This is a genomic window from Ruegeria sp. N8 (assembly GCF_056531325.1).
In genome coordinates this window covers 469,088-493,134 of sequence record NZ_JBQFLQ010000001.1, presented here as the reverse complement: position 1 = coordinate 493,134, position 24,047 = coordinate 469,088, and the positions used below count along the sequence as shown (strand labels likewise).

The following is a 24,047-nucleotide window of genomic DNA, read 5'->3' as shown; positions in this document are numbered from 1 at the left end:
CCATGCGCCCGGTGCTTCACGGCGATGTCAGTGCCGCCGCGCGGGTGCAGTTACGGGTTGACCCGCTGGACCGGGACCGCCTGTGCCAACGTATGATCCAAGAAGCAGAACTGGCCGATGCCTATGTCGGCCAGACCGGGTGTATGCATCCGCTGTTTGGAAATGGTTCCCTGATGGCGGCGGCGCGTAACAGGAAGCTGGCGGATGAGCCCAGCTTTGACGATCTGCGCTATTGTCAGTGCTTTGAACTGGTGCTGCGTCACCTGATCGACACTCGGATCAACCAGACGCGCAACTGACGCATTTGCTGGCCGCCAGGTCCAAATTCAGGCGGCCAGCGGGGATATCCTCTCCACAATCCTCGCAAAACCCGTATTCCCAGTCCTCCATACGCTGCAATGCGGATTGCAACCTACGCATTTCCAGATTCCTGTTTGCTTGCTGCGCCTTGGCCATGGCCTGATTTTGCAAAGCGTCCATTCGGCTCAGGCGACCAACGGCTTGCTGGTCCAGCTCGACAACCGCTTGCGCGTCCTGTCCAGCGGCTGAATCCTCCGCCAGTTCTTCCAACCGCGCTCGAATTTTGGCTTCGAATTCTGCCAGTTGCGATGCATTCATTTTCGTTGCCTTGCAGATCACGGGTTTGCGTTTGGCGTTTTTGCCACTAAATGGCATTCTAGGCGCAGCAAAGGATGAAAAGCCATGTTGGAAAAGCGCAGTCTTGTGACCCCCGTCGACCCCGTCTGGGACCGCATCACGACCGAGGCCGAAGCGGCCGTTGAAAATGAGCCCCTGATGGGCGGGCTGGTGCATGCCTGTATCCTGCATCACCGCAGTCTTGAGCGCGCGTTGTCGTATCGTGTAGCGGCCAAGCTGTGCTCGAACGAGATGTCGATGATGGTGCTGCGCGAGATTGTGGACGAAGCCTATGCCGACGATCCGTCATTGATCGAGGCGGCTCGCGCTGACCTTATGGCGGTCTACGAACGCGATCCAGCCTGCCACCGCCTGCTGCAGCCGATCCTGTACTTCAAAGGTTATCAGGCGATGCAGGCCTACCGTGTGGCGCATTGGCTGTGGCAGAAGAAACGCTACGATCTGGCCTATTTCTTCCAGATGCGCTCGTCCGAGATTTTCGGGATCGACATTCACCCCGCCGCGAAAATCGGCAAAGGGATCATGATCGACCATGCCCATTCCATAGTGATTGGCGAAACTGCTGTGGTGGGGGACAATGTCTCGATGCTGCATTCAGTGACGCTGGGCGGGACCGGTAAGGAAGAAGAGCAGCGTCATCCCAAGATTGGCAACGGTGTTCTGATCGGGGCCGGGGCCAAGGTTCTGGGCAATATCGAAGTGGGTCATTGCAGCCGGATCGCTGCGGGCTCGGTTGTGTTACAGGAAGTGCCCGCGTGCAAAACAGTGGCGGGCATTCCAGCCAAGATCGTGGGCGAAGCAGGGTGCGATCAGCCCTCGATCTCGATGGATCACATGCTGGGAAAGGACCAGTAAGTGAGTATTAGTTCGAGCGGTTGTTCTTTTCGTTCAACCGCTTGAGCCGCCGTTCTTCTCGCCGTTTCTTACGCTCGTCAATTCGTTTGGAACGTTCTGCTTCCCATTTGGCAACCGCGCTTTTTGAATTGTATTTCGAGTTTTCGCCGGGATAGCTATTGGGCTTGGCATAGGCGTCGGCGGGTGCAATCGCAGCCAGCATCAGCAAAACCAATCCTGTTCGAGTAATTCGCGTGAAGGTCATGGGGCACCTGTGCATTCGTTTCTGATCTGCACTCAATTTGGTGTGCTGCGCAGAACCTAGCAACAGTCGGGCAGATCACGCTTGCTCACATCCCGTCAGGGCACCAAAAAGCCGCGCCGGAAAATCGGGCGCGGCTGTTTTGTGTTATTAGATGTTAGGCCAGCATAACCATCGGGTTTTCAAGGTTTTCAACGATAGCTTGCAGCAGTTCTGCCCCAAGCGCACCATCGATAACCCGATGATCGACGGACATGGTGACGGACATCACGGTTGCTGCGGTCAGCTCTCCATCATCGCCTACAACCGGTTTCTTGACACCGGTGCCCACAGCCAGAATTCCAGCGTGCGGCGGGTTCACGATAGCGTCGAAATTGTCGATGCCAAACATGCCCAGATTCGAGATCGCAAAGGTACCGCCCTGATATTCATGCGGTGCCAGTTTGCGTTCACGCGCGCGCCCGGCCAAGTCCTTCATCTCGGTCGACAGCGCAGACAGCGACTTGGTGTCGGCATCCTGCAGCACTGGGGTGAACAACCCGCCCTCGATCGCGACGGCCACGGCCACGTCCGAGGGTTTCAGTTGCAGCACCCGATCGCCGGCCCAAACCGCGTTACAGGCTGGAACTTGTTGCAGCGCGTTGGCGACAGCTTTGATGATGAAGTCGTTGACGCTGAGCTTCACGCCACGGCCTTCCAGCTGCTTATTCAACTGGCTGCGGAACTTGAGCAGCGCGTCCAGTTTGATATCGCGACGCAGGTAGAAATGCGGGATGGTCTGCTTGGCCTCGGACAGGCGCGCGGCGATGGTCTTGCGCATGCCGTCGAGCTTGATTTCCTCGTAGTCGCGACCCTCGTACATCTTGGCAACTGCGTCTGCCGAGGGGCCAGCCGGTGCCGCCGCCGCCGGAGCCGCTGCTGCAGGTGCGGGCGCTGCCGCTGGGGCCGTCGCCGTTGCGCCTTCCACATCCGCTTTGACGATACGTCCATGCGGACCCGAGCCGGTGATCTGCGCCAGATCAAGGCCCTTTTGCGCGGCGATCCGGCGGGCCAGAGGCGAGGCAAAGATACGACCGCCATCGGCCTTGACCGGAGCAGCCGGGGCGGGGGCGGGTGCCTCGGACGCCGCAGGGGCGGCCTCGTTACCCGCAGCGACTGCCGGGGCAGCCGCGGGGGCTGCTACGGGTGTTGTGCTGATATCATCGGCGCTTTCACCATCTTCCAGCAGGATCGCGATGGCCGTGTTGACCTTGACGCCTTCGGAGCCTTCCGGGATCAGGATTTTGCCAATGGTGCCTTCGTCAACGGCCTCGAATTCCATCGTCGCCTTGTCGGTTTCAATCTCGGCCAGCAGGTCGCCAGACGACACGGTATCGCCCTCTTTGACCAGCCATTTGGCAAGCGTGCCTTCTTCCATGGTCGGCGACAGGGCGGGCATCAGAATTTCTGTGGGCATCTGTGTCGCTCCTTACCGGTAGGTCACTTGTTTGACGGCGGCGATGACCTCATCAGTGGTGATCAGGGCCAGCTTTTCGAGGTTCGCGGCGTAAGGCATCGGAACGTCCTTGCCGGTGCAGTTGATGACCGGCGCGTCGAGATAGTCGAACGCCTCCTGCATCACGACCGAGCTGATATAGCTGCCGACCGAGCCTTGCGGCCAGCCTTCCTCGACGGTCACAAGACGGTTGGTTTTCATCACCGAGTTGATGATCGCGCCAGTGTCCATCGGGCGGATGGTGCGCAGGTCGATGACCTCGGCGCTGATACCTTCCTCGGCCAGCTTGTCAGCGGCTTCCAGCGCGTATTGCATGCCGATGCCAAAGCTGACGATGGTCACGTCTGTGCCTTCGCGCCAGATACGCGCTTTGCCCAGCGGGATGGTCAGATCATCCACTTGGGGCACGTCGAAAGACCGGCCATAGAGGATTTCGTTTTCTAGGAAAATCACCGGGTTGGGGTCGCGAATGGCCGATTTCAGCAGACCTTTGGCGTCGGCTGCCGAATAGGGCATGACGACTTTCAGGCCGGGGATTTGCATATACCACGCCGCGTAATCCTGGCTGTGCTGCGCGGCCACGCGGGCGGCGGCACCGTTGGGGCCACGGAACACGATGGGACAGCCCATTTGACCGCCGGACATATAGAGCGTCTTGGCGGCGGAGTTGATGATCTGGTCAATCGCCTGCATGGCGAAGTTGAAGGTCATGAACTCAACGATGGGTTTCAGGCCGCCAAAGGCAGAACCAACTGCGATACCGGCAAAACCATGTTCGGTGATCGGCGTGTCGATCACGCGTTTGGGGCCGAATTCATCCAGCAGACCTTGGCTGATCTTGTATGCGCCCTGATACTCGGCAACCTCTTCGCCCATCAGGTAGACGTCGCCGTCACCGCGCATTTCCTCGGCCATCGCATCGCGTAGGGCCTCGCGGACGGTTTCGGATTTCATCTCGGCATCGGCTGGCCAATCCGGCGACAGATCGACGACCGGAGCCGCCGGTGCGGCGGCGGGAGCGGGGGCCTCAACCGCCGCAGGGGCGGCCTCGGTTACCGCTGCGGCTGCGGGCGCAGCCGCGGGCAGGGCGGAAGCGTCTTCGCCTTCTTCCACAAGGACCGCGATAGGCGTGTTGACCTTGACGCCTTCGGTGCCTTCAGCGATCAGGATCTTGCCGACGATACCTTCATCGACCGCCTCAAACTCCATCGTGGCCTTGTCGGTTTCGATCTCGGCCATGATATCGCCGGATGATACAGTGTCGCCTTCTTTGATCAGCCATTTGGCCAGCGTGCCCTCTTCCATTGTGGGCGAAAGGGCGGGCATGAGAATTTCGGTTGCCATGTCTTAATCGTCCTCTCAGGCGTAGATATCTGTCCAGAGCTCTTCCACGGAAGGCTCGGGGCTTTCTTTCGAGAATTCGGCGGCCTGGTTGACGATCTCTTTGATCTCTTTGTCGATCGCCTTCAGGTCATCTTCGCTCGCGTGTTTGCCGGTCAGTAGCAGCTCACGCACATGTTCGATCGGGTCGCTTTGTTCGCGGACCTTCTGAACCTCTTCGCGGGTGCGGTATTTGGCCGGGTCGGACATCGAGTGGCCGCGGTAGCGGTAGGTTTTGACCTCAAGGATATATGGGCCATTACCCGCGCGGCAGTGGGCGACGGCTTTTTCACCGGCAGCTTTGACTGCAAGCACATCCATGCCGTTCACGATCTCGCCGGGGATGCCGAAAGCCTCGCCACGATGGTAGATATCTTTGGTCGAGGTCGAGCGTGCCTGTGATGTTCCCATTGCGTATTGGTTGTTCTCGATCACGAAAACCACGGGAAGGTCCCACAGGGCCGCCATGTTAAACGTCTCGTAAACCTGACCCTGGTTCGCAGCACCATCGCCAAAATAGGTAAAGGTGACTCCGCCGTTTTCTTTATACTTATCTGCAAACGCCAGACCTGCACCCAATGGAACCTGCGCGCCAACGATGCCGTGGCCGCCATAGAAATTCTTCTCTTTCGAGAACATGTGCATCGAGCCACCCTTGCCCTTGGACAGGCCGCCAATACGTCCGGTCAGTTCGGCCATCACGCCGCCCGGATCCATGCCGCAGGCCAGCATGTGGCCATGGTCGCGGTAAGAGGTAATTCGCTTGTCACCCTCTTTCGCTGCGGCCTCGAGACCCACAACAACGGCTTCCTGACCGATATAGAGGTGGCAGAAGCCGCCAATCAGGCCCATTCCATAAAGCTGGCCGGCCTTCTCCTCGAATCGGCGGATCAGCAGCATTTCCCGGTAATATGTGGTGAGTTCTTCAGCAGAAACATTTGGTTTCTTTGTAGTTTTTCGCGCAGCCATATTGGCGATCTCCCCCTCTCGGCAAGATAGTTTAGCGTTAAACTATTTCATAAAGCATTTCCGATGCTCTGGCGAGGGAAAATATGCGGCGACACTGACCCTGCAAGCGCAGGTATCAAAGGGTGCGACGTCAGAGATTTTTCGTCGAAAAATCTTGGCCTGGCTTAGCGGATAACAATTTCGTCCGAGCGGATCATGCCCAGTACCGAGCGTGCCTGTTGATCCAGCAGATCCAGATCCAGATAAGTGTCCGAGAGGCGACGGGTCAGGTTCTCCATCTGGGCGATCTTGGCTTCCAGCTTTTCCAGATCGCGCGACAGGGCGTCCCGTTCCGCTGCAATCTCGACCCGTCGGAACAGGCCATAGTCCCCCTGCACGGCAGCGAAGGTGAAATAAACACCCAGCATAAACGCCACCATGAAGAAAACGACTGCGCCCAAACCGGGCCGATTGGAACGGGACACTCTGTTTACCGCCGTATGAAACGCCTCAATAACGGGCGCTTTTCGGACCTCTGAAAGCACTATGTCACAGGTGATTCGGGTTGTGAATCCCCTGATTCGCAAAAAAGTGTCAGGGGCCGTGAATTTTATTACTCTAGCGCGGCGACGCCCGGCAGGGTCTTGCCTTCCATCCACTCCAAAAACGCGCCGCCTGCGGTCGAGATATACGAGAAATCTTTGGCCGCGCCGGATGCGTTCAGCGCCGCAACCGTGTCGCCTCCGCCGGCGACGGACACCAACTGGCCCGAGCGGGTCAAAGCGGCGGCTTTCAAGGCTGCGGCGTTGGTGGCAGCGTCAAAGGGCTCGATCTCAAATGCGCCCAGCGGGCCGTTCCAAATCAGCGTTTTGCTTTCTGCGAAGATCTGGGAAATTGCGGCAACACTGTCAGGGCCGGCGTCTAGGATCATGCCGTCATTGGTGCATTGATCCACGGGCAGAACCTGATGTGGGGCACCTGCCTCGAACTTGTCGGCCACAACGATATCCGTTGGCAGAACGATCTTGCAGCCCGAGGTTTCCGCTTTGGCCATGATTTCGGCTGCGGTGTCCTTCATGGCGGTTTCCGCCAGCGACTTGCCGACATTCAGGCCTTTGGCAACGAGGAAAGTGTTGGCCATTCCGCCGCCGATGATCAGGAAGTCCACTTTTTCGATCAGATTTCCCAGCAGTTCCAGCTTGGTGGACACTTTGGCCCCGCCCACAACCGCCGTCACCGGGCGTTTTGGCGCGCCCAGAGCGCCCTCAAGGGCCTCGAGCTCGGCTTGCATCAGGCGACCGGCGCAGGCGGGCAGAAGGCGGGCAATGGCCTCGGTCGAACTGTGCGCGCGGTGCGCGGCCGAGAAAGCGTCGTTGCAATAGACTTTGCCGAGTTTGGCCATTCCAGCGGCCAGATCAGCGTCATTCTTGGTTTCAGCAGCGTGGAAACGGGTGTTTTCCAGCAACAGAACCTGGCCGGGCTGCAGCTGCTCTGCAGCCAGCTCGGCCTCGGTGCCGACGCAATCTGCGGCAAACAGCACATCTGCGCCAAAGGCAGTGGTCAGGGTGGGGATCAGCTGCTTCAGCGACAGGTTCTCACGTCGCTCGCCACCCGGGCGGCCGAAATGCGCTAGCAGGATCGGTTTGCCGCCTGCCGCAAGGATATCGCGCACGGTGGGCACGATGCGCTGTATGCGGGTGGCGTCGGTCACAACACCGTCAACGACCGGCACGTTGATATCGACGCGCACCAGCACGCGTTTGCCGTTCAGGTCCATATCGTCCAGTGTTTTCCAGCCCATCACTCTGTCCTTGTCGTTACAACCGATTTAGGCGGTTCTTTTCCTGCATTTTGCCCTCAGGTCAATGCGTCACTTGGCATTCACGCCCATGCCGCATAGGTATTTGCGCAAGATAAACGACAGGAGGGCCACATGGCCGAGATCAAGGATCCCGAAAACACCATCATCATCGAGCTGAAAGACGGCAATGTCGTCATCGAACTGCTGCCTGACGTGGCCCCTCAGCACTCGGCCCGGATGAAAGAGCTGGCCCGTGGTGGCGAGTATGACAACGTGGCCTTCCACCGTGTGATCGACGGCTTCATGGCGCAGACCGGCGATGTGCAGCACGGCGACATGGAAGACGGGTTCAACATCCGTATGGCGGGTACAGGCGGCTCGTCGCTGCCGAACGTTCCGGCAGAGTTCTCGAAACTGCCGCACGACCGGGGCACGCTGGGCGCGGCACGCTCGCAGAATCCGGATTCGGCCAATTCGCAGTTCTTCATCAACTTCAAGGACAATCACTTCCTGAACGGCCAATACACCGTCTACGGTCGAGTCATCGAAGGGATGGAACATGTCGATGCCATCACTCGTGGTGAGCCGCCGATGAGCCCTGACCGCATGATCAGCGTCAAGGTGGCCGCCGATGTATAAGCTGGCCGCTGCTTTTGCCTTGCTGGCTAGCCCTGCGCTTGCCACAGGCCTTGAGATTGAGATCGAGGGCGAGGGTGCCAATGGCACCGTGACCGTTGATCTGTTTGACGATCTGGCCCCTAAACATGTGGAACAGATCAGCACTCTGGCTGCCGAAGGTAAGTATGACGGGGTGGTCTTTCACCGCGTGATCGAAGGCTTCATGGCGCAGACCGGGGACGTAGAGCATGGACGTCTGGGCAGTGATCTGCGTCGGGCGGGCACCGGCGGGTCGGATCGCCCGGATCTGCCTGCTGAGTTCTCGGACTTCAATTACGACCGGGGTGTTGTAGGCATGGCGCGGGCGCAGGATCCCAACAGCGCAAACTCGCAGTTCTTTATCATGTTTGCGCCCGGTCCGTTCCTGAACGGTCAGTATACGGTTGTGGGTCAAGTGACCGGCGGTATGGACGTGGTGGACTCGATCAAGCGCGGCGACGGTCCCAACGGCGCGGTGATCGGCCAGCCGGATGTGATGAAAAAAGTCACTGTAACGGAATAATAAAAAAGCCCCGATGCGCTGCATCGGGGCTTTTTGCTTCAGTCGTCACCCATTGCTTTCCAGATCAGCGCCCCGATTGCGGCCCCAATCAGCGGTGCGACCCAGAACAGCCAAAGCTGCGCCATCGCAGGACCGTCTGCAAAGAGGGCAACGCCGGTCGAGCGCGCTGGGTTTACCGATGTATTCGTCACGGGGATCGAGATCAGGTGGATCAGCGTCAGGCCCAGGCCAATGGCGATCGGCGCAAAGCCTTCGGGTGCAAAATTCGATGTCGCTCCAAGGATGATGATCAGAAAGAACGCGGTCATCACGATCTCGATCACCAGCGCGGATAGCATCGAATAGCCTTCCGGTGAGGCCTCTCCATACCCGTTCGAGGCAAACCCGCCTGCGCCTTCAAACCCTGGTGCGCCGCTTACGATCAGATACAACACAGCTGCTGCTGCGACCGCGCCTATCACCTGCGCGATCCAGTAGGGAATCAGATCCTTGGCATCGAACCGTCCGCCGATCATCAGACCAAGGCTGACCGCCGGATTGAAATGCCCGCCCGAGATGTGACCGACCGCATAAGCCATGGTCAGTACCGTCAGACCAAAGGCGAATGAAACGCCTAGCCAGCCGATACCCACATCGGCCACTCCGGCTGCCAATACCGCACTGCCGCACCCGCCCAGCACCAGCCAGAACGTGCCGAAAAACTCGGCCAGAAGTTTTGATGACATGAAAAGCCCTCCGAAAATCAATGGGCTTAGCGTAATTCAAAAATTCATTTTTGTTAAATGTTTAGGTCATTCCCAGTCTGCCGGGTTCAGTTGGAACAGCTTTGAAAGCTGGTCGTAGACCTCGGGCGCGTCGGCTTTCAGGGCTTTGGGCCGCTCGAAAAAGACCTCGACAGAGACGGCAAAGAATTCCTCGTGTCCGGTGGCGCCATAGGGGTCGATGACCGTGGGGCGGCCATGTTCCACGGCGTGAACATGGGTGTCATAGGCGGTCAGAAAAACCCGTTCCCATTCTGCGAAACTCTGCCCGTCGCTCAGGATCGGGACGCCGTTGGTGCCGCCGGACAGATCATCGACCTGATGCGCGAATTCGTGCAACACGACGTTTTGCCCGTCGCGATCGTCCAACGCGCCTTGCTGGCTGTGGCGCCACGACAGGATGACCGGGCCGCGATCCCAGCTTTCGCCGGTGCGCACGATCTCTTTCTCGCTGATCACATAGCCGTCTTGCCTGCGCTGACGCGACTTGAAGGCGTTGGGATAGATCAGAATGGTGGTCAGGTTGTCGTACCAGATGTCACGGTTGACCAGCAGCAAAGAGGCCTGCGCAGCAATGGCTAGCTTCATCTCCTCGGTGACGTCCAGTCCGTCGCAGCCGTGGAATTGTACCTGATCCAGGAATAGGTTGATTTTGCCATCCAGCTTGTCCCGCAGACCGACGGGCAGGCGGCGCAACAGCGGAACCTGTGCGTCGATGATCCGACGCTGATGCTCGGTCAGAGGAGCTGCCAAAAGCGCATTGCGTGCTTGGATTTTGGACCAATGACGATAGGCGAAGAAGCCAGCGATCAGCAAAAGAACCGAGAAAAAAATAAACATTTGCAAAGACTACAAGCGAAAATGGCGGCGTGAAACCAAAAACGCCGCAGGTCTCCCCGCGGCGTTGATAGAATTGATTTCGTGTCAGCTTTACTGCTTGACTTCAGCAGCCGGGTTCGCGCCGCCTTTGCCGCCGCGACCGGGGTTCAGCGGGTCGTCCTGACGCTGCACCGAACCTTCGAAATGCGCGCCGCTTTCGATAGCGATGGTCTTGTGAATGATGTCGCCTTCGACCCGTGCGGTCGACGTCAGACGGACTTTCAGACCACGCACCCGGCCTACGATACGGCCATTGATCACCACGTCATCGGCGGTCACTTCGCCCTTGATGGTGGCGGTTTCGCCAATAGTCAGCAGATGGGCGCGGATGTCGCCTTCGACCGTGCCTTCGACCTGGATATCGCCCGAGGTTTTCAGGTTGCCGGTGATATGTAGGTCCGCAGACAGAACCGACGCCGGAGGCTTGGGCTTGGGTGCAGTGCTGGCCTTGGTTTCAGACGGGGCAGGTGCCGCCGGTGTGGCCGGAGCCGCAGGCTTTGCCGCCTCGGACGCATTGGATGCGGGCTCGTTGATTTTGCTCTTAGAAAACATTTCTCGCAGCCTTAATGTAAGTCATTGGGTTAACAGGTTTTCCGTTCACGCGCACCTCATAGTGAAGATGCGTGCCGGTCGACCGTCCGGTGCTACCCATATCAGCAATATGATCCCCGCGCGAGACCCTTTGACCAACCTTTACACGTATCTTGGTGTTATGAGCGTAAAGTGTCTCAATTCCGAAGGCGTGCTTGATTTTCACCAGCCGTCCGAACCCGGACTGCCAGCCAGCATGGGTGACCACACCATCGGCGGTCGCAAAGATATCCGTCCCGTGCGCACCAGCGAAGTCTGCACCGTTGTGCATGCGCCGGCCACCGGTTTTGGGGTCCCGGCGGGTGCCGAAGCCACTGGTGTAACGCACAACCGCGTTCACGGGGCTGGCAAACGGCGCCTTCTCGGCGGCGATACGGTACAGGTTCAGCTGGTCCATCTGCTGTAGCAGAGTGTTGGCGCGGATTTCGTCGGGGGTCAGTTCCTCACCGCGCGTGCTGAAGGATATGGGGGTCAGGGGGCCACCCATGCCGCTGTAACCACGCCGCACTTCTTCGATGATGCGGTCTGTGGGCATTCCTGCCTGACGGAACATCTTGTCGAGCGGTTCGACCGAGATGACCATTGCCTCTTCCAGTTGACGGAAAATCTCGTCACTGCGTTCCTGCATGAGCCGGATTTCCAGCTCAAGATCGTCACGTTCTTCCAGTGCATCCTTGGCATCAGCTGCGATCTGGTCCCGTTCCAGCGCCGTACGGGCCAGCGCTTGGGTCATGAAATCCATCTGGGCGGGGTCGCTTGCGCTGGCCATATAGGCCTCGTCCGCGCCGCCTTCCTGCTTGAGCTGAGCCAGTTCCAGACGCGCGTCTTCGCGCTGTTTCATCGTCGCGCGCAGGGTGGTCTGAATGACCTCAATGCCCGTTTCCAGCTCGCGGCGGCGGTTTTCCGAAGCTAGCAATTCGGATTGCATGGCCGAAATCTGCTGAAGCGCCGCGTTGAACCGGTCCTGCGCCAACAACGCTTCGGCGGCGCGCATGTCACGTTCCGCTGACAGGACGTTTAGACGTTCTTGGTAGGTCGCCTGATCCCGTTTCGCCTGATCGCGGAAATTGCCCGATCCGATACTGTCCATCAACAGGATCGCGGTTGCCACGGCGGTCCAGCCGACGATCAGCGCGACCCCTGCAACAGCTGCCACCTGCGTCTCGGAGCTGAGACGGATGAACCGTGTATCATTGTCGGATTTCAGAAATACCCGGCGTTCTGGTAGGTGCCGCTCGAGCAGTGAATGTAGTTTAATTGCCAGACGTGTTCGCACGCGTCTTCCCTCTGTCCATCCCCAATTCGGGACCGGTTGTGAGTTGTCTCCGTCCCTTGGGCCAACTGCATAGAGGGGACGTGCGATTTGGGCAAGTTTGTTAACCAGTTCACACAACGAACCGGTTTTTTCCCGCCCATTTTAGGCGGGAAGTTGCCGATAACGTCAACTTGTGCAGGTTTAACGCGCTTGACCGGGCGCAGGTAGGTCCTCGGTCAGGGGCCAGTAGAAATCGGGGGGCAAACCGGCCTCGGCGCGTTTTTCTTCGTTGAAGGGTGGTTTCAGCACACCGTGGAAGTAGCGCCGCACCAAGGAGTGGAACACATCCTTGGGGTCGGCATTCTCGCGCCCGCAAAGGAAATGGAACCATTTCGAGCCATAGGCCACATGTCCTACCTCTTCGGCATAGATCACCTCGAGTGCGGCAATGGCGTGCTCATCCTTAGCTTTGCGGAAGATGCCGATCATGCCCGGTGTGACATCCAGCCCGCGCGCCTCGAGCACCATGGGGACGACGGCCAGACGTCCCATCAGGTCCTCGGCGGTGTCTTCTGCGGCGCGCCACATCCCGGCATGGGCAGGCAGGGCACCATAGTGGCTGCCCATGCGTTCCAAACAATAACAGACCATCTCGAAATGGCGCGATTCTTCTTCGGCGCATTTGACCCAGTCGTCATAGAATCCGATGGGCATGGGGACATGCCCGAAACGTGCGATGATGTCCCAATGAAGGTCCACTGCGTTCAGTTCGATATGGGCAACCGCATGCAACAATGCGATCCGGCCCGCCTCGGTGCCGGGTTTGCGCTTGGGCACCTCGCGCGGAGACAGAAGCTCGGGCTTATCTGGGCGCGCGGGGGACAAAGGCGGAGACGCCGTGCCGATTTCAATCGCGGGCGCATCCCCGCCGCGGGCGGCGAACCATTCGGCGGCATAGCGTTTGGACAGCGCGGTTTTTGCGTGTCCATCCGCGGTCGTCAGAACTTCGGTCGCCATCTGGGTCAGGGTTTTAGACACCGTTTTTCTCCGCTTGATCGGACTGCGTCATAGACCGGATGGCGACCGCAAGAAAAGGGGTCAGAGGTCGCGGACGGCCTCAAGCACCTCATCCATATGGCCGGGTACTTTGACCTTGCGCCAGACCTTGGCGACCTTGCCCTCGGCGTCGATCAAAAAAGTGGCTCGTTCGATCCCCATCGACTTGCGCCCATACATGTTCTTTTCAACCCACACGCCATAATCCTCACATACGGTCGAGCTTTCGTCGGACAAAAGTGGCGTGGTCAGGCTGTGTTTGGCGACGAATTTGTCGTGCTTGGCCACGCTGTCGCGCGAAATGCCGAAAACGTGAGCGCCCGCATCCGCAAAGGCCTGAAGTTGTTCCGAGAAACCGATGGATTCCTTGGTGCAGCCCGGCGTATCATCGCGGGGGTAAAAGAACAAAACGACGGCACCGCCGCGCAGGTCTGACAACGTGACCTCGCCACCGCCGTCGCGAGGCAAAGTGAAATCAGGGGCGATGTCTGTAACGTCGGGCATTGGAAACTCCGCTAAAGGTTTTTAATTGCTGCCCGTGATCATAGGGCGGTGCGAGCGGGTTGAAAGGCGTGGATAGCAATTTGGTGCAGCACGACGACAAAAGTGCAGACCAGAGCAAGACACCCCGGCGTCGCAGGTCGCGCCGTCGGCTGGTTGCCTACGTGACCCTTGGCTTTACGTTGATGCTTGGCGCGCTGGCTGTCGCCGGTTGGTTCTTTCTGATCGGTCACCAGTTACACGCGCCCCAATGGATGCGCACGCAGGCTGAAAAACGGCTGGATCAGACGCTGGGCGGGCTGAAAGTTCGGTTCGGTGATGCGACGTTTTTCGTGAATGAACAATGGCTTCCGCGGCTAAGGTTACGTGACGTGACGATCAGTGACGCGGCGGGTCAGCAGATCGCGCAGGTCGGCGACTTGCGGACGCGCCTGTCTATGCGCGGCCTGTTGCGTGGCCAGATCCGCCCGCGTCGCATCATCCTGCAAGATGCCCAGATTGCCCTGACGCGCAACAAGGACGGGGCGTTGTCGCTGACGGTTGGGTCCGGCAGCTCTCCGGTGCAGCAGGCCCCGACGCTAGCTGAACTGATCGAGGAATCGGATGATGTGTTTCTGTCGCCAATCCTGTCGGGTCTGCGGTCGGTCGAGTTGCAATCACTGACGCTGGACTACCAGGATTTGCGACTAAGTAGGGCCTGGGTTTTCGATGGCGGCCACATTACCGTCACACGCGACGGTGACGAAATGCGCCTTGCCACCGGCTTTTCGGTTCTGACCGGGCGGGACTATGCCAGCTCGATCGAGGCCAATTATACCAGTCTTCTGGGCAGTCCTCAGGCAAGTTTCGGATTTTCGATCACCGATTTACCTTCCGAGGATATTGCTGGGCAAAGCCTTGCGCTAGCCTGGCTGCAAGTGCTCAAAGCGCCGATTTCAGGGTCCTTACGGGGCAGCATCGACGATCAAGCCGCGCTGGGCCCGCTGTTTGCCACCCTGAACCTTGGCGCAGGGGCCGTTCAGCCTACGCCCGAGACAAAACCCATTCGCTTCGAGTCTGCCCGGACGTATTTCACCTATGACCCAAGCCAGCAGGTGCTAGATTTTAACGAGGCGTCCGTGGTCTCGGACCTTGGAGCCATTCAGGCGGAGGGCAAGGCGTTTCTGCAAGGCATCGAAGACGGTGCGTTGGAAAGCCTGACCGCTCAGTTGCAGCTCAACAGCATCGACATCTATCCCGGCGGCCTGTTTCCGGAATCGTTGGAATCCGCACGGGCCGAACTGGATTTCCAGATGAAACTTTTGCCGTTCGAATTGCGTTTGGGACAACTGACCCTGACGGATGCCGATCACACATTGCGGGCCTCGGGGCGCTTACTTGGGCGACCCGACGGGTGGGTCGCGTCTCTGGATGCGCATCTGGATACGATGACCTCGGACCGGCTTTTGAACTACTGGCCCGAGATTTTGGCCCCCAAACCCCGCCTATGGGTGTCTGAAAACCTGTATGAGGGTGATTTCGCGGGCATCGAATTCTCGCTTCGGGTCCGTCCCGAAACCAAACCTGATCTCTATCTGGGTTTCGGGTTCGACAACGCGAAGATCAGATTTGCCAAGACCCTGCCGCCCATTCAGGACGCACAAGGCCGGGTAAGCCTCCTGGAAAACCGCTTCACCGCCTCGGCCGAAAGCGGGGTGGTAATGGCCCCCGAAGGGGGCGCGGTCGATGCGTCGGGGACGTCCTTCATCATCCCCGATACGTCGATCAAAAAGGACTCGCCTGCGATTGCCCGGATCAAAGCCAAGGGCAAGGCGACTGCTGCGCTGTCACTTCTGGACCTGCCGCCGCTGGAATTGCTAAGCAAGGCCAATTTGCCCGTTGATTTAGCAGCGGGTGATGTCAGCCTGTCGGGCACGCTGTCCCTGCCGTTGATAAAAGGGCTGAAATTCGAAGATACCGAGTTTCATTTCACCGGTGACATCGACAATGTAAAAAGCGACCGGCTGGTTCCTGGTTTCACGATCAGTGCCGATCGACTGACATTGTCGGGCGATCAAACTGCTGTTGAAATTGGCGGCTACGGTCTGTTTGGCGACGTGCCCATGCACGCAACATGGCGCCAACCCATCGGTGGCACCGAGCCGCAACGCAGTCAGCTGTCGGGCGAGATTGAACTGTCCCCGCGACTGATGACCGAATTGAAGGCGGGCCTGCCTCAGGGGATGCTGACCGGGCAGGGTACAGCCGATATCAATCTGGGAATTGGAGCGGGTGAACCGATCGCGCTGACGGCGACTTCGGATCTGGTCGGTGTCGCGCTGTCGATCCCCGAGTTGGGTTGGCGCAAGGGGCGGCAAGCTCAAGGCAAAATGACGCTCGACGCGACCTTGGGCGATCAACTGCGGGTTAATACACTGAAACTGGATGCGGCAGGGCTGCGCAGCACCGCGTCGATCTCATTCCGCGAGGATGGTGAATTCGACAAGGTCGAGTTCAGCTCGTTCGATTTGGGCAATTGGCTTGCCGTCCCGGCCGAGTTGGTCAGCCGCGGCGCCTCGGTGCCTGATATTCGGGTGCAGGGCGGGGTGGTCAATTTGGGTGGCGCCACCTTTGGCGGCGGTAGCAGCGGCAGCGGGGGGACCGGGAACGGGCCGAACTTGGATGTAGTTCTGGACCGGCTGCAAGTGACGGAAAGCATTGCATTGACAGGCTTTAAGGGCGATTTCCGTACCACGGGCGGTGTCACGGGCGGCTTCACTGCGCGGATCAACGGCAGTGCCCCGGTACGCGGGACGATCACTCCACGCGGTGCACGCAGCGCGGTCGAGTTGATCTCGGATGATGCAGGCGAGGCGCTTCGCGCTGCCGGGGTAATCACACAGGCGCGGGGCGGCACACTGACCATGACGCTGGAGCCGGTCGGCAACGGCAGTGACTATGACGCCAACTTGAAAATCTCGAACACGCGGATCACCGATGCGCCCGCCATGGCGGCCCTGCTGAACGCAATCAGCCTGGTCGGGTTGATTGACGAAATGGCCGGGCAGGGGATCTTTTTTGCGACAATTGAAAGCCGAATGCGCATCACACCGACCGAGATCAAGGTCCTCAGCGGCAGCGCGGTTGGTCCTTCAATGGGGCTGTCCTTCGATGGAACAGTCGACCTTGCGAATGGGCTGCTGAACCTGCGCGGCGCGATTTCACCAATATACCTGGTCAACGCGGTGGGCAGCCTGTTGACCAAAAAGGGTGAAGGGGTCATCGGGTTCAACTATTCCCTGACCGGTCCGCTCACCGCGCCCAAGGTTGCGGTCAACCCTTTGTCGGGCCTTGCGCCTTTGTTCTTGCGTAATTTGCTTAGACCACCACCGCCAAAAGTGACGGACGGGCCGAATTCTCAGCCGGTCAAATCGGACAACACGAAAGCAGCCTCTGGGACCCGCGGCGAGGACCGCTAAATTGGGTTGTTGCTGAATCCAGCGGGGCCTTGTAATGCGCCCGCATGAAACTCAGCGATTTTGATTTCCATCTACCCGAAGACCTGATTGCCACGCGGCCCGCGACCCCTCGGTCGTCGGCGCGTTTGCTGGTTGCGCACGGCAATGCCATTTCGGATGCGCATGTGTTCGATCTTCCCGGCTGGTTGCGGGCCGGGGATCGCCTTGTCCTGAACGACACCCGCGTTATTCCCGCCCGTCTGAATGGTCGCCGCCACCGCGACAGCGCGCAAGGGCCGGTCTCGGCCGCGATCGAGGCCACCTTGTTAGAGCCGCAGGCGGATGGCACGTGGACCGCGCTGATCAAACCGTTGAAAAAGGTCAAACCGGGCGAGGATATCCGGTTCTCGGACGACCTCAGCGCGACGCTGGACCGGGTCGAAGAGGGGCAGGCCTATCTGCGGTTCAACCTGACGGGTGAGGATTTTGATGCCGCGCTTGAACAGGCCGGGGCGATGCCTTTGCCGCCCTATATCGCCGCCAAGCGCCCGGCGGATGAACAGGACAAGACTGATTACCAGACCATCTGGGCGCGTAATTCTGGCGCGGTCGCAGCCCCGACCGCATCACTGCACTTCGACACCGCGCTGATGCAGGCCCTTGAAGCGCGTGGCGTGGAGTTCAGCCATGTCACGTTGCATGTCGGCGCGGGCACCTTCCTGCCGGTCAAGGTCGAGGATGTGACAACCCACAAGATGCACGCCGAATGGGGTCGTGTCAGCGAAGTGGCCGCGCAGCAGATACGCGCCACCAAGGCTGCCGGAGGCCGCGTGATCCCGGTGGGTACCACCGCCTTGCGCCTGATCGAGAGCGCCGCGCGCAGCGGAGAAATCGCGCCGTGGGAAGGCGAGACCGACATTTTCATCTATCCCGGTTTCCATTTCCACGTCACCGATGCGCTAATGACAAACTTCCACCTGCCGAAATCCACTTTGCTGATGCTGGTCTCGGCACTGATGGGGCAGGACAGGATTCACGATGTTTATGCTCATGCAATTGAACAGAAATATCGGTTCTTCTCATACGGCGATGCATCGCTTTTGATCCCGGAATAAGTCGCGTGTCGGGATCAAAACATGGTAATGTCGTAGACAAGCACGACCCAAGCCGCTTTTCATCTGAAACTGATCGAAACTGTCAAACCGCTTCAACTCGGAGGCCCCAATGATTCAGGTCCTTTCCAGCGCGTGGGCGCTTCTTCTTGGTATGGGCCTGCTTATGGTTGGCAACGGCCTGCAGGGTACAATTCTGGGCGTGCGGGGTGAGATCGAAGGGTTTTCAACCCTCGAGATGTCCTTTGTCATGTCCGCCTATTTCCTGGGTTTTCTGGGCGGCTCACGTCTTGCCCCCGAGATGATCCGCCGCGTGGGCCATGTAAGGGTCTTTGCGGCGCTGGCCTCTTTCATTTCAGCGGTGATGATCATGTATCCGCTGTTGACCAATGAAATCGCATGGATTTTGGGTCGTATGGTGATCGGGTTCTGCTTTTCCGGCGTTTACGTCACCGCTGAAAGCTGGCTCAACAATGCGGCCAATAACGAGAACCGAGGACAAGCGCTGTCACTTTACATGATTGTGCAGATGACGGGGATTATCGCTGCACAGGGGCTGGTTCTGATTGGTGATCCGTCAGGCTATGAAACCTTTGTCATCGCCTCGATCCTGGTGTCCGTATCATTTGCTCCGATCTTGCTGTCGATCTCTCCAACGCCCGCTTTTGACAGCACCAAACCAATGACCCTGCGCGAGTTGATGGGCAATTCACCTCTGGGCTGTATCGGCATGTTCCTTCTGGGGGGTGTGTTCTCGGCCCAGTTCGGCATGGCGGCCGTTTACGGCGCACGGGCCGGGCTGACACTGGTCGAGATATCGACCTTCGTCGCCGCGTTCTACGTGGGCGCCGTGCTGCTGCAATATCCGCTGGGTTGGTTTTCAGATCGGATGGACCGGCGCTTCCTGATCATGCTCGTGGCTCTGACCGGGGCGGGGGGCGCAGTTACGGCCATGCTGTTTGGGACGGTCTTTCCGATCCTGCTCGCCTCGGCCTTTGTGATTGGTGGCATGTCGAACCCGCTCTATTCGCTACTGATTGCCCATGCGAATGACTTTCTGGACAATGAAGATATGGCAGCGGCTTCGGGCGGTTTGGTGTTTATCAACGGTATGGGGGCAATCGCGGGTCCGCTGATCACCGGTTGGCTGATGGGCGACGCAATCTTTGGGCCTCCGGGCTTCTTCCTGATCATTGCCGCCCTGCTGGTAGCCCTGGCCGGATACGCCATGTACCGCATGACACAGCGCGCCGCTATTCCGGTGGATGAGACGGGCACTATGTCGCCGCTGTATCCAACCGCCTCTCCGGTGGCGTTCGAGGTCGCGCAGGAAGTGGCCATCGAAGCCGCCGAGGCCGATCAGGATACGCAAGATGTTGCCTAAAACACGGAATTATTGCGCAAATGTTGCAATATGTTACTGTCATAAATCTGTAAAACGCCCTTAAATGACGTTACGTCCCTGGGGAGGCGAACAGACGGAGTATTGGGCAATGGCAGGGCCTGAAGACGTACTGAGTTTTTGGTTGGATGAAGTTGGTCCCAAAGGGTGGTATGAGCAGGATGAGGCGCTTGATGCCGAAATCCGTGAAAAATTCCTGACCACATGGGAACTGGCGTGCGAGGGCAAATTCTCGCTATGGCTGACCTATCCCAGCGGATCATTGGCTTACATCATCCTGATGGATCAATTCCCACGCAATATGTTCCGAGGCAGTGCTAAAGCCTTTGCATCGGACCGCGCCGCTCTGACGGCTGCGAAATGCGCGGTGGACAAGGGTTGGGACCTCAAGATTGACGAGCCCGCACGGCAATTCTTTTATCTACCGATGATGCATTCGGAAAACTTGTGCGATCAGGAACGCTGCGTGCGGTTGATGTGTCAGAACATCAATTCGGACTCCAGCAATCTGCTACACGCGCGGGCCCATCGTGAAGTGATCCGCCAGTTCGGTCGCTTCCCCTATCGGAACGAGGCTTTGTCGCGCCCCATGACCGCGCCCGAAGCCGCCTATGTGGACATGGGTGGCTACGGTGCAACGGTCCGTGAATTGCAGGCCGCGAACTAAGACGAAGGCACACAGCCACGAATGGCAATCACGCGGTCGGCGATTGCGTCGGCCGTCGTGTTTATGGCGGTATTAATTAAGTGGTCCGGCGATTCAGTGAGATCGGCGATACGCGCCTGTGACGTTTGCAGCTTGGTTTCAAGCTGGTCAAGCTTGGCCAAGGCCAACGATATTTGTGCGGCGACGGCGCTGTCTGCGACAACCGCCGCAGATTGTAATGACGACAATTCACTGCGCAGGGCGGTCAATTCGCCACGCACTCCCTTCACCTCTTCTTTCAGCGGAGCAACGATTTGAACCTTTTCCGTGAGGGTCGTCGTGACATCGTCAACCGTCGAGGCGAGCTTCCACCCCAGAAACAGGCATAGGGCCACCAGGATCAGGGTCGCGTTCAATAGGGCAAGCAACAGGTCAGTCAGCGTTCTGGCCATGGTCGAAACTTCCAATACAATACAATCAATGAGTGCCGGGCGTGCCCGACGTCTATGTTCTAGCCATTGTGTCTTGCGCGGTATAGGCTGAAAACAGCGTTTATCTTGTGCGCTGACCCTGCGTCGCTTTTGCCGCGGGACGATATTGTTGATGCAATTTTGAATTTAGTTTAATGGTAAACTAATCTCTGAAACGACCTGCGCCGAGAGGGAACAATGGCAGCACACTCTTTTGATCTGATCGTAATCGGCGCCGGGCCCGGCGGGTATGTAGCAGCAATTCGCGCATCGCAGCTCGGTCTGAAAACGGCCGTTGTCGAGCGTGAGCACCTGGGCGGTATCTGCCTGAACTGGGGCTGTATTCCAACAAAGGCGCTGCTGCGATCTTCAGAAGTGTTTCACCTTATGGAACGCGCCAAGGATTTTGGTCTGAAGGCCGACAAGATCGGGTACGATCTGGATGCGGTGGTTAAAAGGTCGCGCGGGGTTGCGGCGCAATTGTCAGGCGGCATTGGTCATCTGCTGAAAAAGAACAAAGTGACCGTTGTGATGGGCGAGGCAACGATCCCGGCCAAGGGCAAGGTCTCGGTCAAAACCGAAAAAGGGATCGAGGACCTGACGGCCAAGAACATCGTGCTAGCGACGGGCGCGCGTGCGCGCGAGTTGCCCGGTCTTGAGGCAGATGGCGATCTGGTTTGGACCTACAAACATGCACTTCAACCGCCCCGGATGCCGAAAAAGCTGTTGGTGATTGGGTCAGGCGCAATTGGGATCGAATTTGCCAGCTTCTACAATACACTGGGCGCGGACACGACGGTGGTCGAGGTGATGGATCGGGTTCTGCCGGTCGAGGACGCCGAGATCAGCGCCTTTGCCAAAAAAGCCTTCACCAAGCAGGGCATGACCATCATGGAAAAAGCGATGGTCAAGCAGCTTGATCGCGGCAAAGGCAAAGTCACCGCGCATATCGAGGTGAAGGGCAAGGTCGAAAAGCACGATTTCGATACGGTCATCTCAGCCGTTGGTATTGTCGGTAATGTCGAGAATCTGGGGCTCGAGGCCTTAGGGGTGAAAATCGACCGTACCCACGTGGTTACAGATGAGTTCTGCCGGACGGGTGTCGAGGGGCTGTATGCAATCGGGGACATCGCCGGCGCGCCCTGGCTGGCGCATAAAGCCAGTCATGAAGGCGTGATGGTCGCCGAACTGATCGCAGGTAAACACGCACACCCGGTCAAGCCCGAGAGCATTGCGGGTTGCACCTATTGTCAGCCGCAGGTCGCCTCGGTCGGGTATACAGAAGCCAAGGCCAAAGAACTGGGTTATGACATCAAAGTCGGCCGCTTCCCCTTCATCGGCAACGGCAAGGCTATTGCCCTGGGTGAGCCTGAGGGGATGATCAAAACGATCTTTGATGCCAAAACTGGCGAATTGTTGGGTGCGCACATGGTTGGCGCGGAAGTGACGGAAATGATTCAGGGCTATGTAGTCGGTCGTCAATTGGAGACCACGGAAGAAGATCTGATGAACACAGTTTTCCCGCACCCAACGCTGTCCGAGATGATGCATGAAAGTGTATTGGATGCCTATGGGCGCGTGATCCACATGTAAGGGAAGGGGGGCTCTGCCCCCGCCGCGGCAAGCCGCGACTCCCCCGGGATATTTTTAGCCAGATGAAGCGGGGATCCTTCATTCATCTGGCCTTAAATATCCCGGAGCGCGAGGCAGAGCCTCGCTTAACCCCTAGTTGCTCAGTGCGTCCAGGATACGGGCCCAGGACCGGATGCCTTTGTGGAAGCTCTTTACGTCGTATTTCTCGTTCGGCGAATGAATCGCATCGTCGTCATTGGCAAAACCGACAAGCATGGAATCCAGCCCCAATTCGGTGCTGAAATATCCGACGACCGGGATTGATCCTCCCATGCCGGTGAAGACAGCCTCGCGCCCCCATTCGTCCGATAGCGCGCCGCGTGCGGCCTCGAATTCGGGGCGATCCAGGTTCATCACCGATGCCGGGGCGCCTTCAAGGTCGTTATCCCATTCAACCGTTGCATCTGCCGAAAGGCGATCCTCCACATGTTTGCGGATTTTGTTGCGCAGATCGTCAGGGTCCATATCGCCAACAAGGCGGCAGGTGATCTTGCAATGGGCGCGCGAGGGGATCACCGTTTTGGACCCCGCACCGTTGTACCCGCCCCAAAGCCCGTTGACCTCGAGTGTCGGGCGCGCCCATTGTTGTTCAAGGGTGGAATAGCCCTTTTCGCCATGCGGTTGCGAATAGCCGACGGAGTTCAGATAGTCAGCTTCGTCGAAACCGCAGTCTTGCCATTGGCGCAACTGGTCAGCGGGAACCTCGTGGACGCCATCATAAAAGCCGTCGACTGCAACCCGACCGGTTTCGTCATCGTAGAAAGAGGCAACAATCTTCGACAATTCTCGCAACGGGTTCAGACCCGGTCCCCCGTAGTGGCCCGAGTGCAGGTCGATCCGGGGGCCGACGATGGTGAATTCGTCCTTGAGCATCCCGCGCAGCTGAGACGCGATTGAGGGCACCCCACGCGACACCATCGAGGTATCGCAAACCAGGGCCAGATCGGCTTTCAACTCGGCCGCGTTTTCGCGCAGGAAGGGCACAAGTGAGGGCGAACCGGATTCCTCTTCGCCTTCGAAGAAAAAAGTAATGCGGCAAGGCAGGGTGCCGTGAACGGCTTTCCAGGCGCGGCAGGCCTCGACAAAAGTCATCAACTGCCCCTTATCGTCCGAGGATCCCCGCCCCCGGATGACGGGGCCGTTGTCGGTGTCTTCGATGGCCGGGTCGAACGGGTCGCGGTTCCACAGGTTCAGCGGGTCCACTGGCTGCACGTCATAGTGCCCGTAAAACAGTACATGCGGCGCGTCGTTATCTTCTCCGATATGCCCAACGACCATCGGGTGGCCCGTGGTTTCGCGCTTTTCTGCCTGAATGCCGATGGTTTTCAGGTCGGCCACCAGCCAGTCCGCAGCTTGGCTGACTTGAGCGTCAAAAGCCGGGTCAGTCGAAATCGAAGGGATGCGCAGCAATTCCATCAACCGGTCGATTGAGGTTTGCAGATCGGCGTCGATGCGGGTGAGAACTGCGTCAAGCGTCATGAGGGGGACTCCGGCCAAAAGGATTTCTGGCGGCACCCTAACAGGGCGATCCTTGCCGTCCAGTCCGTTTGCTGTCAAAAAAGGCGCAATAACTGACGCATGCGACCGCCCCCCTGCGTCGTTTCCTCGCGTTTCTTGGACGTAAGTTTACTTGTCGGGTAGGATGTGAGGCGATATTTGATGCAAATCAAATAAGCATTCCCAGACTCACTTATATGGTGCGATCACTTGGGACCATATCGGCGTCGGATGAAAACGGGGTCGGGGAA

24 protein-coding genes are annotated in these 24,047 nt (G+C 58.5%); 9 read left to right on the top strand and 15 right to left on the bottom strand.

Going from position 1 to position 24,047, the window contains the following annotated elements; all coding sequences use genetic code 11:
• Window positions 1-2: 2 nt before the first annotated feature.
• Window positions 3-299, top strand: a complete 297-nt coding sequence (locus ACR0C5_RS02475) for a DUF7742 family protein (RefSeq protein WP_480874305.1) — start codon at window positions 3-5, stop codon at window positions 297-299.
• Here ACR0C5_RS02475 and ACR0C5_RS02470 read toward each other — a convergent pair.
• Window positions 280-618, bottom strand: a complete 339-nt coding sequence (locus tag ACR0C5_RS02470; RefSeq protein WP_170770540.1) for a TraR/DksA family transcriptional regulator — start codon at window positions 616-618, stop codon at window positions 280-282. The genes ACR0C5_RS02475 and ACR0C5_RS02470 overlap by 20 nt on opposite strands.
• An 84-nt stretch (window positions 619-702) precedes the next feature.
• On the opposite strand from ACR0C5_RS02470, the gene cysE reads away from it, so the two are divergent.
• Window positions 703-1,512: a serine O-acetyltransferase gene (cysE, locus tag ACR0C5_RS02465; RefSeq protein WP_170770542.1), complete on the top strand. Its 810-nt coding sequence runs from the start codon at window positions 703-705 to the stop codon at window positions 1,510-1,512.
• Between the two features lie 7 nt (window positions 1,513-1,519).
• Here cysE and ACR0C5_RS02460 read toward each other — a convergent pair whose 3' ends face one another.
• From ACR0C5_RS02460 to ACR0C5_RS02435, 6 genes are all read right to left on the bottom strand, one after another.
• Entirely contained in the window at window positions 1,520-1,756 is a 237-nt protein-coding gene (locus ACR0C5_RS02460) for a hypothetical protein (protein WP_480874301.1), read from the bottom strand.
• Between the two features lie 154 nt (window positions 1,757-1,910).
• Window positions 1,911-3,209: a pyruvate dehydrogenase complex dihydrolipoamide acetyltransferase gene (locus ACR0C5_RS02455; RefSeq protein ID WP_480874299.1), complete on the bottom strand. Its 1,299-nt coding sequence runs from the start codon at window positions 3,207-3,209 to the stop codon at window positions 1,911-1,913.
• A gap of 12 nt (window positions 3,210-3,221) precedes the next feature.
• Window positions 3,222-4,592: a pyruvate dehydrogenase complex E1 component subunit beta gene (locus ACR0C5_RS02450; RefSeq protein WP_480874296.1), complete on the bottom strand. Its 1,371-nt coding sequence runs from the start codon at window positions 4,590-4,592 to the stop codon at window positions 3,222-3,224.
• A gap of 15 nt (window positions 4,593-4,607) precedes the next feature.
• A complete protein-coding gene (pdhA, locus tag ACR0C5_RS02445) occupies window positions 4,608-5,597 on the bottom strand; it encodes a pyruvate dehydrogenase (acetyl-transferring) E1 component subunit alpha (RefSeq protein ID WP_480857426.1) in 990 nt (329 codons plus the stop codon).
• Between the two features lie 164 nt (window positions 5,598-5,761).
• Window positions 5,762-6,061 carry an FtsB family cell division protein gene (locus ACR0C5_RS02440; protein ID WP_170770553.1) on the bottom strand — a complete coding sequence of 100 codons (300 nt, stop codon included), beginning with the start codon at window positions 6,059-6,061 and terminating at the stop codon, window positions 5,762-5,764.
• Between the two features lie 128 nt (window positions 6,062-6,189).
• Window positions 6,190-7,377, bottom strand: a complete 1,188-nt coding sequence (locus ACR0C5_RS02435; RefSeq protein WP_170770556.1) for a phosphoglycerate kinase — start codon at window positions 7,375-7,377, stop codon at window positions 6,190-6,192.
• Window positions 7,378-7,509: 132 nt separating this feature from the next.
• Here ACR0C5_RS02435 and ACR0C5_RS02430 point away from each other — a divergent pair, with 132 nt between their 5' ends.
• A complete protein-coding gene (locus ACR0C5_RS02430) occupies window positions 7,510-8,016 on the top strand; it encodes a peptidylprolyl isomerase (RefSeq protein ID WP_170770558.1) in 507 nt (168 codons plus the stop codon).
• Window positions 8,009-8,557: a peptidylprolyl isomerase gene (locus tag ACR0C5_RS02425; RefSeq protein WP_170770560.1), complete on the top strand. Its 549-nt coding sequence runs from the start codon at window positions 8,009-8,011 to the stop codon at window positions 8,555-8,557. The genes ACR0C5_RS02430 and ACR0C5_RS02425 overlap by 8 nt, the downstream gene beginning before the upstream one ends.
• Window positions 8,558-8,595: 38 nt before the next feature.
• Here ACR0C5_RS02425 and aqpZ read toward each other — a convergent pair whose 3' ends face one another.
• The 6 genes from aqpZ to ACR0C5_RS02395 all read right to left on the bottom strand — a co-directional run bounded on the left by aqpZ (window position 8,596) and on the right by ACR0C5_RS02395 (window position 13,603).
• The gene (aqpZ, locus tag ACR0C5_RS02420; protein ID WP_170770562.1) at window positions 8,596-9,282 is read right to left on the bottom strand and encodes an aquaporin Z; all 687 of its coding nucleotides are present in this window, start codon (window positions 9,280-9,282) and stop codon (window positions 8,596-8,598) included.
• 66 nt (window positions 9,283-9,348) lie between these two features.
• Window positions 9,349-10,158, bottom strand: a complete 810-nt coding sequence (locus ACR0C5_RS02415) for a M90 family metallopeptidase (protein ID WP_480874290.1) — start codon at window positions 10,156-10,158, stop codon at window positions 9,349-9,351.
• Between the two features lie 90 nt (window positions 10,159-10,248).
• A complete protein-coding gene (locus ACR0C5_RS02410) occupies window positions 10,249-10,749 on the bottom strand; it encodes a bactofilin family protein (protein WP_170770566.1) in 501 nt (166 codons plus the stop codon).
• A complete protein-coding gene (locus tag ACR0C5_RS02405) occupies window positions 10,739-12,064 on the bottom strand; it encodes a DUF5930 domain-containing protein (RefSeq protein ID WP_480857418.1) in 1,326 nt (441 codons plus the stop codon). Before ACR0C5_RS02405 ends, ACR0C5_RS02410 begins: the two co-directional genes overlap by 11 nt.
• 180 nt (window positions 12,065-12,244) lie before the next feature.
• Entirely contained in the window at window positions 12,245-13,060 is an 816-nt protein-coding gene (locus ACR0C5_RS02400; protein ID WP_480874732.1) for a ferritin-like domain-containing protein, read from the bottom strand.
• 81 nt (window positions 13,061-13,141) lie between these two features.
• Window positions 13,142-13,603 carry a peroxiredoxin gene (locus tag ACR0C5_RS02395; protein ID WP_480874286.1) on the bottom strand — a complete coding sequence of 154 codons (462 nt, stop codon included), beginning with the start codon at window positions 13,601-13,603 and terminating at the stop codon, window positions 13,142-13,144.
• Window positions 13,604-13,671: 68 nt separating this feature from the next.
• Between ACR0C5_RS02395 and ACR0C5_RS02390 the strand changes: the two genes are divergently transcribed.
• From ACR0C5_RS02390 to ACR0C5_RS02375, 4 genes are all read left to right on the top strand, one after another.
• Window positions 13,672-17,058 (top strand): YhdP family protein, encoded by a 3,387-nt coding sequence (locus tag ACR0C5_RS02390; protein ID WP_480874283.1) that lies wholly within the window; start codon window positions 13,672-13,674, stop codon window positions 17,056-17,058.
• Between the two features lie 44 nt (window positions 17,059-17,102).
• On the top strand, window positions 17,103-18,152 hold the full coding sequence (gene queA, locus ACR0C5_RS02385; protein ID WP_480874280.1) for a tRNA preQ1(34) S-adenosylmethionine ribosyltransferase-isomerase QueA: 1,050 nt from the start codon (window positions 17,103-17,105) through the stop codon (window positions 18,150-18,152).
• Between the two features lie 109 nt (window positions 18,153-18,261).
• Window positions 18,262-19,533 carry an MFS transporter gene (locus ACR0C5_RS02380; RefSeq protein ID WP_170788778.1) on the top strand — a complete coding sequence of 424 codons (1,272 nt, stop codon included), beginning with the start codon at window positions 18,262-18,264 and terminating at the stop codon, window positions 19,531-19,533.
• A 109-nt stretch (window positions 19,534-19,642) separates the two neighbouring features.
• Complete coding sequence (locus ACR0C5_RS02375) at window positions 19,643-20,218, top strand: DUF924 family protein (RefSeq protein WP_480502539.1); 576 nt, start codon at window positions 19,643-19,645, stop codon at window positions 20,216-20,218.
• On the opposite strand, the gene ACR0C5_RS02370 is transcribed toward ACR0C5_RS02375, so the two are convergent.
• Window positions 20,215-20,649, bottom strand: a complete 435-nt coding sequence (locus ACR0C5_RS02370) for a hypothetical protein (RefSeq protein WP_170782598.1) — start codon at window positions 20,647-20,649, stop codon at window positions 20,215-20,217. The two genes, ACR0C5_RS02375 and ACR0C5_RS02370, sit on opposite strands and share 4 nt — an antisense overlap.
• Before the next feature lie 216 nt (window positions 20,650-20,865).
• On the opposite strand from ACR0C5_RS02370, the gene lpdA reads away from it, so the two are divergent.
• The gene (gene lpdA / locus ACR0C5_RS02365) at window positions 20,866-22,260 is read left to right on the top strand and encodes a dihydrolipoyl dehydrogenase (protein WP_480874276.1); all 1,395 of its coding nucleotides are present in this window, start codon (window positions 20,866-20,868) and stop codon (window positions 22,258-22,260) included.
• Between the two features lie 132 nt (window positions 22,261-22,392).
• Here lpdA and ACR0C5_RS02360 read toward each other — a convergent pair whose 3' ends face one another.
• Window positions 22,393-23,778, bottom strand: coding sequence for a dipeptidase (locus tag ACR0C5_RS02360; RefSeq protein WP_480874273.1), 1,386 nt, complete (start codon window positions 23,776-23,778; stop codon window positions 22,393-22,395).
• Window positions 23,779-24,047 lie beyond the last annotated feature (269 nt).

Coding starts and splice junctions, on each gene's coding strand:
- ACR0C5_RS02475 (WP_480874305.1), top strand. CDS start 3: ATGCGCCCGGTGCTTCACGGCGATGTCAGTGCCGCCGCGCGGGTGCAG.
- ACR0C5_RS02470 (WP_170770540.1), bottom strand. CDS start 618: ATGAATGCATCGCAACTGGCAGAATTCGAAGCCAAAATTCGAGCGCGG.
- cysE (WP_170770542.1), top strand. CDS start 703: ATGTTGGAAAAGCGCAGTCTTGTGACCCCCGTCGACCCCGTCTGGGAC.
- ACR0C5_RS02460 (WP_480874301.1), bottom strand. CDS start 1,756: ATGACCTTCACGCGAATTACTCGAACAGGATTGGTTTTGCTGATGCTG.
- ACR0C5_RS02455 (WP_480874299.1), bottom strand. CDS start 3,209: ATGCCCACAGAAATTCTGATGCCCGCCCTGTCGCCGACCATGGAAGAA.
- ACR0C5_RS02450 (WP_480874296.1), bottom strand. CDS start 4,592: ATGGCAACCGAAATTCTCATGCCCGCCCTTTCGCCCACAATGGAAGAG.
- pdhA (WP_480857426.1), bottom strand. CDS start 5,597: ATGGCTGCGCGAAAAACTACAAAGAAACCAAATGTTTCTGCTGAAGAA.
- ACR0C5_RS02435 (WP_170770556.1), bottom strand. CDS start 7,377: ATGGGCTGGAAAACACTGGACGATATGGACCTGAACGGCAAACGCGTG.
- ACR0C5_RS02430 (WP_170770558.1), top strand. CDS start 7,510: ATGGCCGAGATCAAGGATCCCGAAAACACCATCATCATCGAGCTGAAA.
- ACR0C5_RS02425 (WP_170770560.1), top strand. CDS start 8,009: ATGTATAAGCTGGCCGCTGCTTTTGCCTTGCTGGCTAGCCCTGCGCTT.
- aqpZ (WP_170770562.1), bottom strand. CDS start 9,282: ATGTCATCAAAACTTCTGGCCGAGTTTTTCGGCACGTTCTGGCTGGTG.
- ACR0C5_RS02415 (WP_480874290.1), bottom strand. CDS start 10,158: ATGTTTATTTTTTTCTCGGTTCTTTTGCTGATCGCTGGCTTCTTCGCC.
- ACR0C5_RS02410 (WP_170770566.1), bottom strand. CDS start 10,749: ATGTTTTCTAAGAGCAAAATCAACGAGCCCGCATCCAATGCGTCCGAG.
- ACR0C5_RS02400 (WP_480874732.1), bottom strand. CDS start 13,060: ATGGCGACCGAAGTTCTGACGACCGCGGATGGACACGCAAAAACCGCG.
- ACR0C5_RS02395 (WP_480874286.1), bottom strand. CDS start 13,603: ATGCCCGACGTTACAGACATCGCCCCTGATTTCACTTTGCCTCGCGAC.
- queA (WP_480874280.1), top strand. CDS start 17,103: ATGAAACTCAGCGATTTTGATTTCCATCTACCCGAAGACCTGATTGCC.
- ACR0C5_RS02380 (WP_170788778.1), top strand. CDS start 18,262: ATGATTCAGGTCCTTTCCAGCGCGTGGGCGCTTCTTCTTGGTATGGGC.
- ACR0C5_RS02375 (WP_480502539.1), top strand. CDS start 19,643: ATGGCAGGGCCTGAAGACGTACTGAGTTTTTGGTTGGATGAAGTTGGT.
- ACR0C5_RS02370 (WP_170782598.1), bottom strand. CDS start 20,649: ATGGCCAGAACGCTGACTGACCTGTTGCTTGCCCTATTGAACGCGACC.
- lpdA (WP_480874276.1), top strand. CDS start 20,866: ATGGCAGCACACTCTTTTGATCTGATCGTAATCGGCGCCGGGCCCGGC.
- ACR0C5_RS02360 (WP_480874273.1), bottom strand. CDS start 23,778: ATGACGCTTGACGCAGTTCTCACCCGCATCGACGCCGATCTGCAAACC.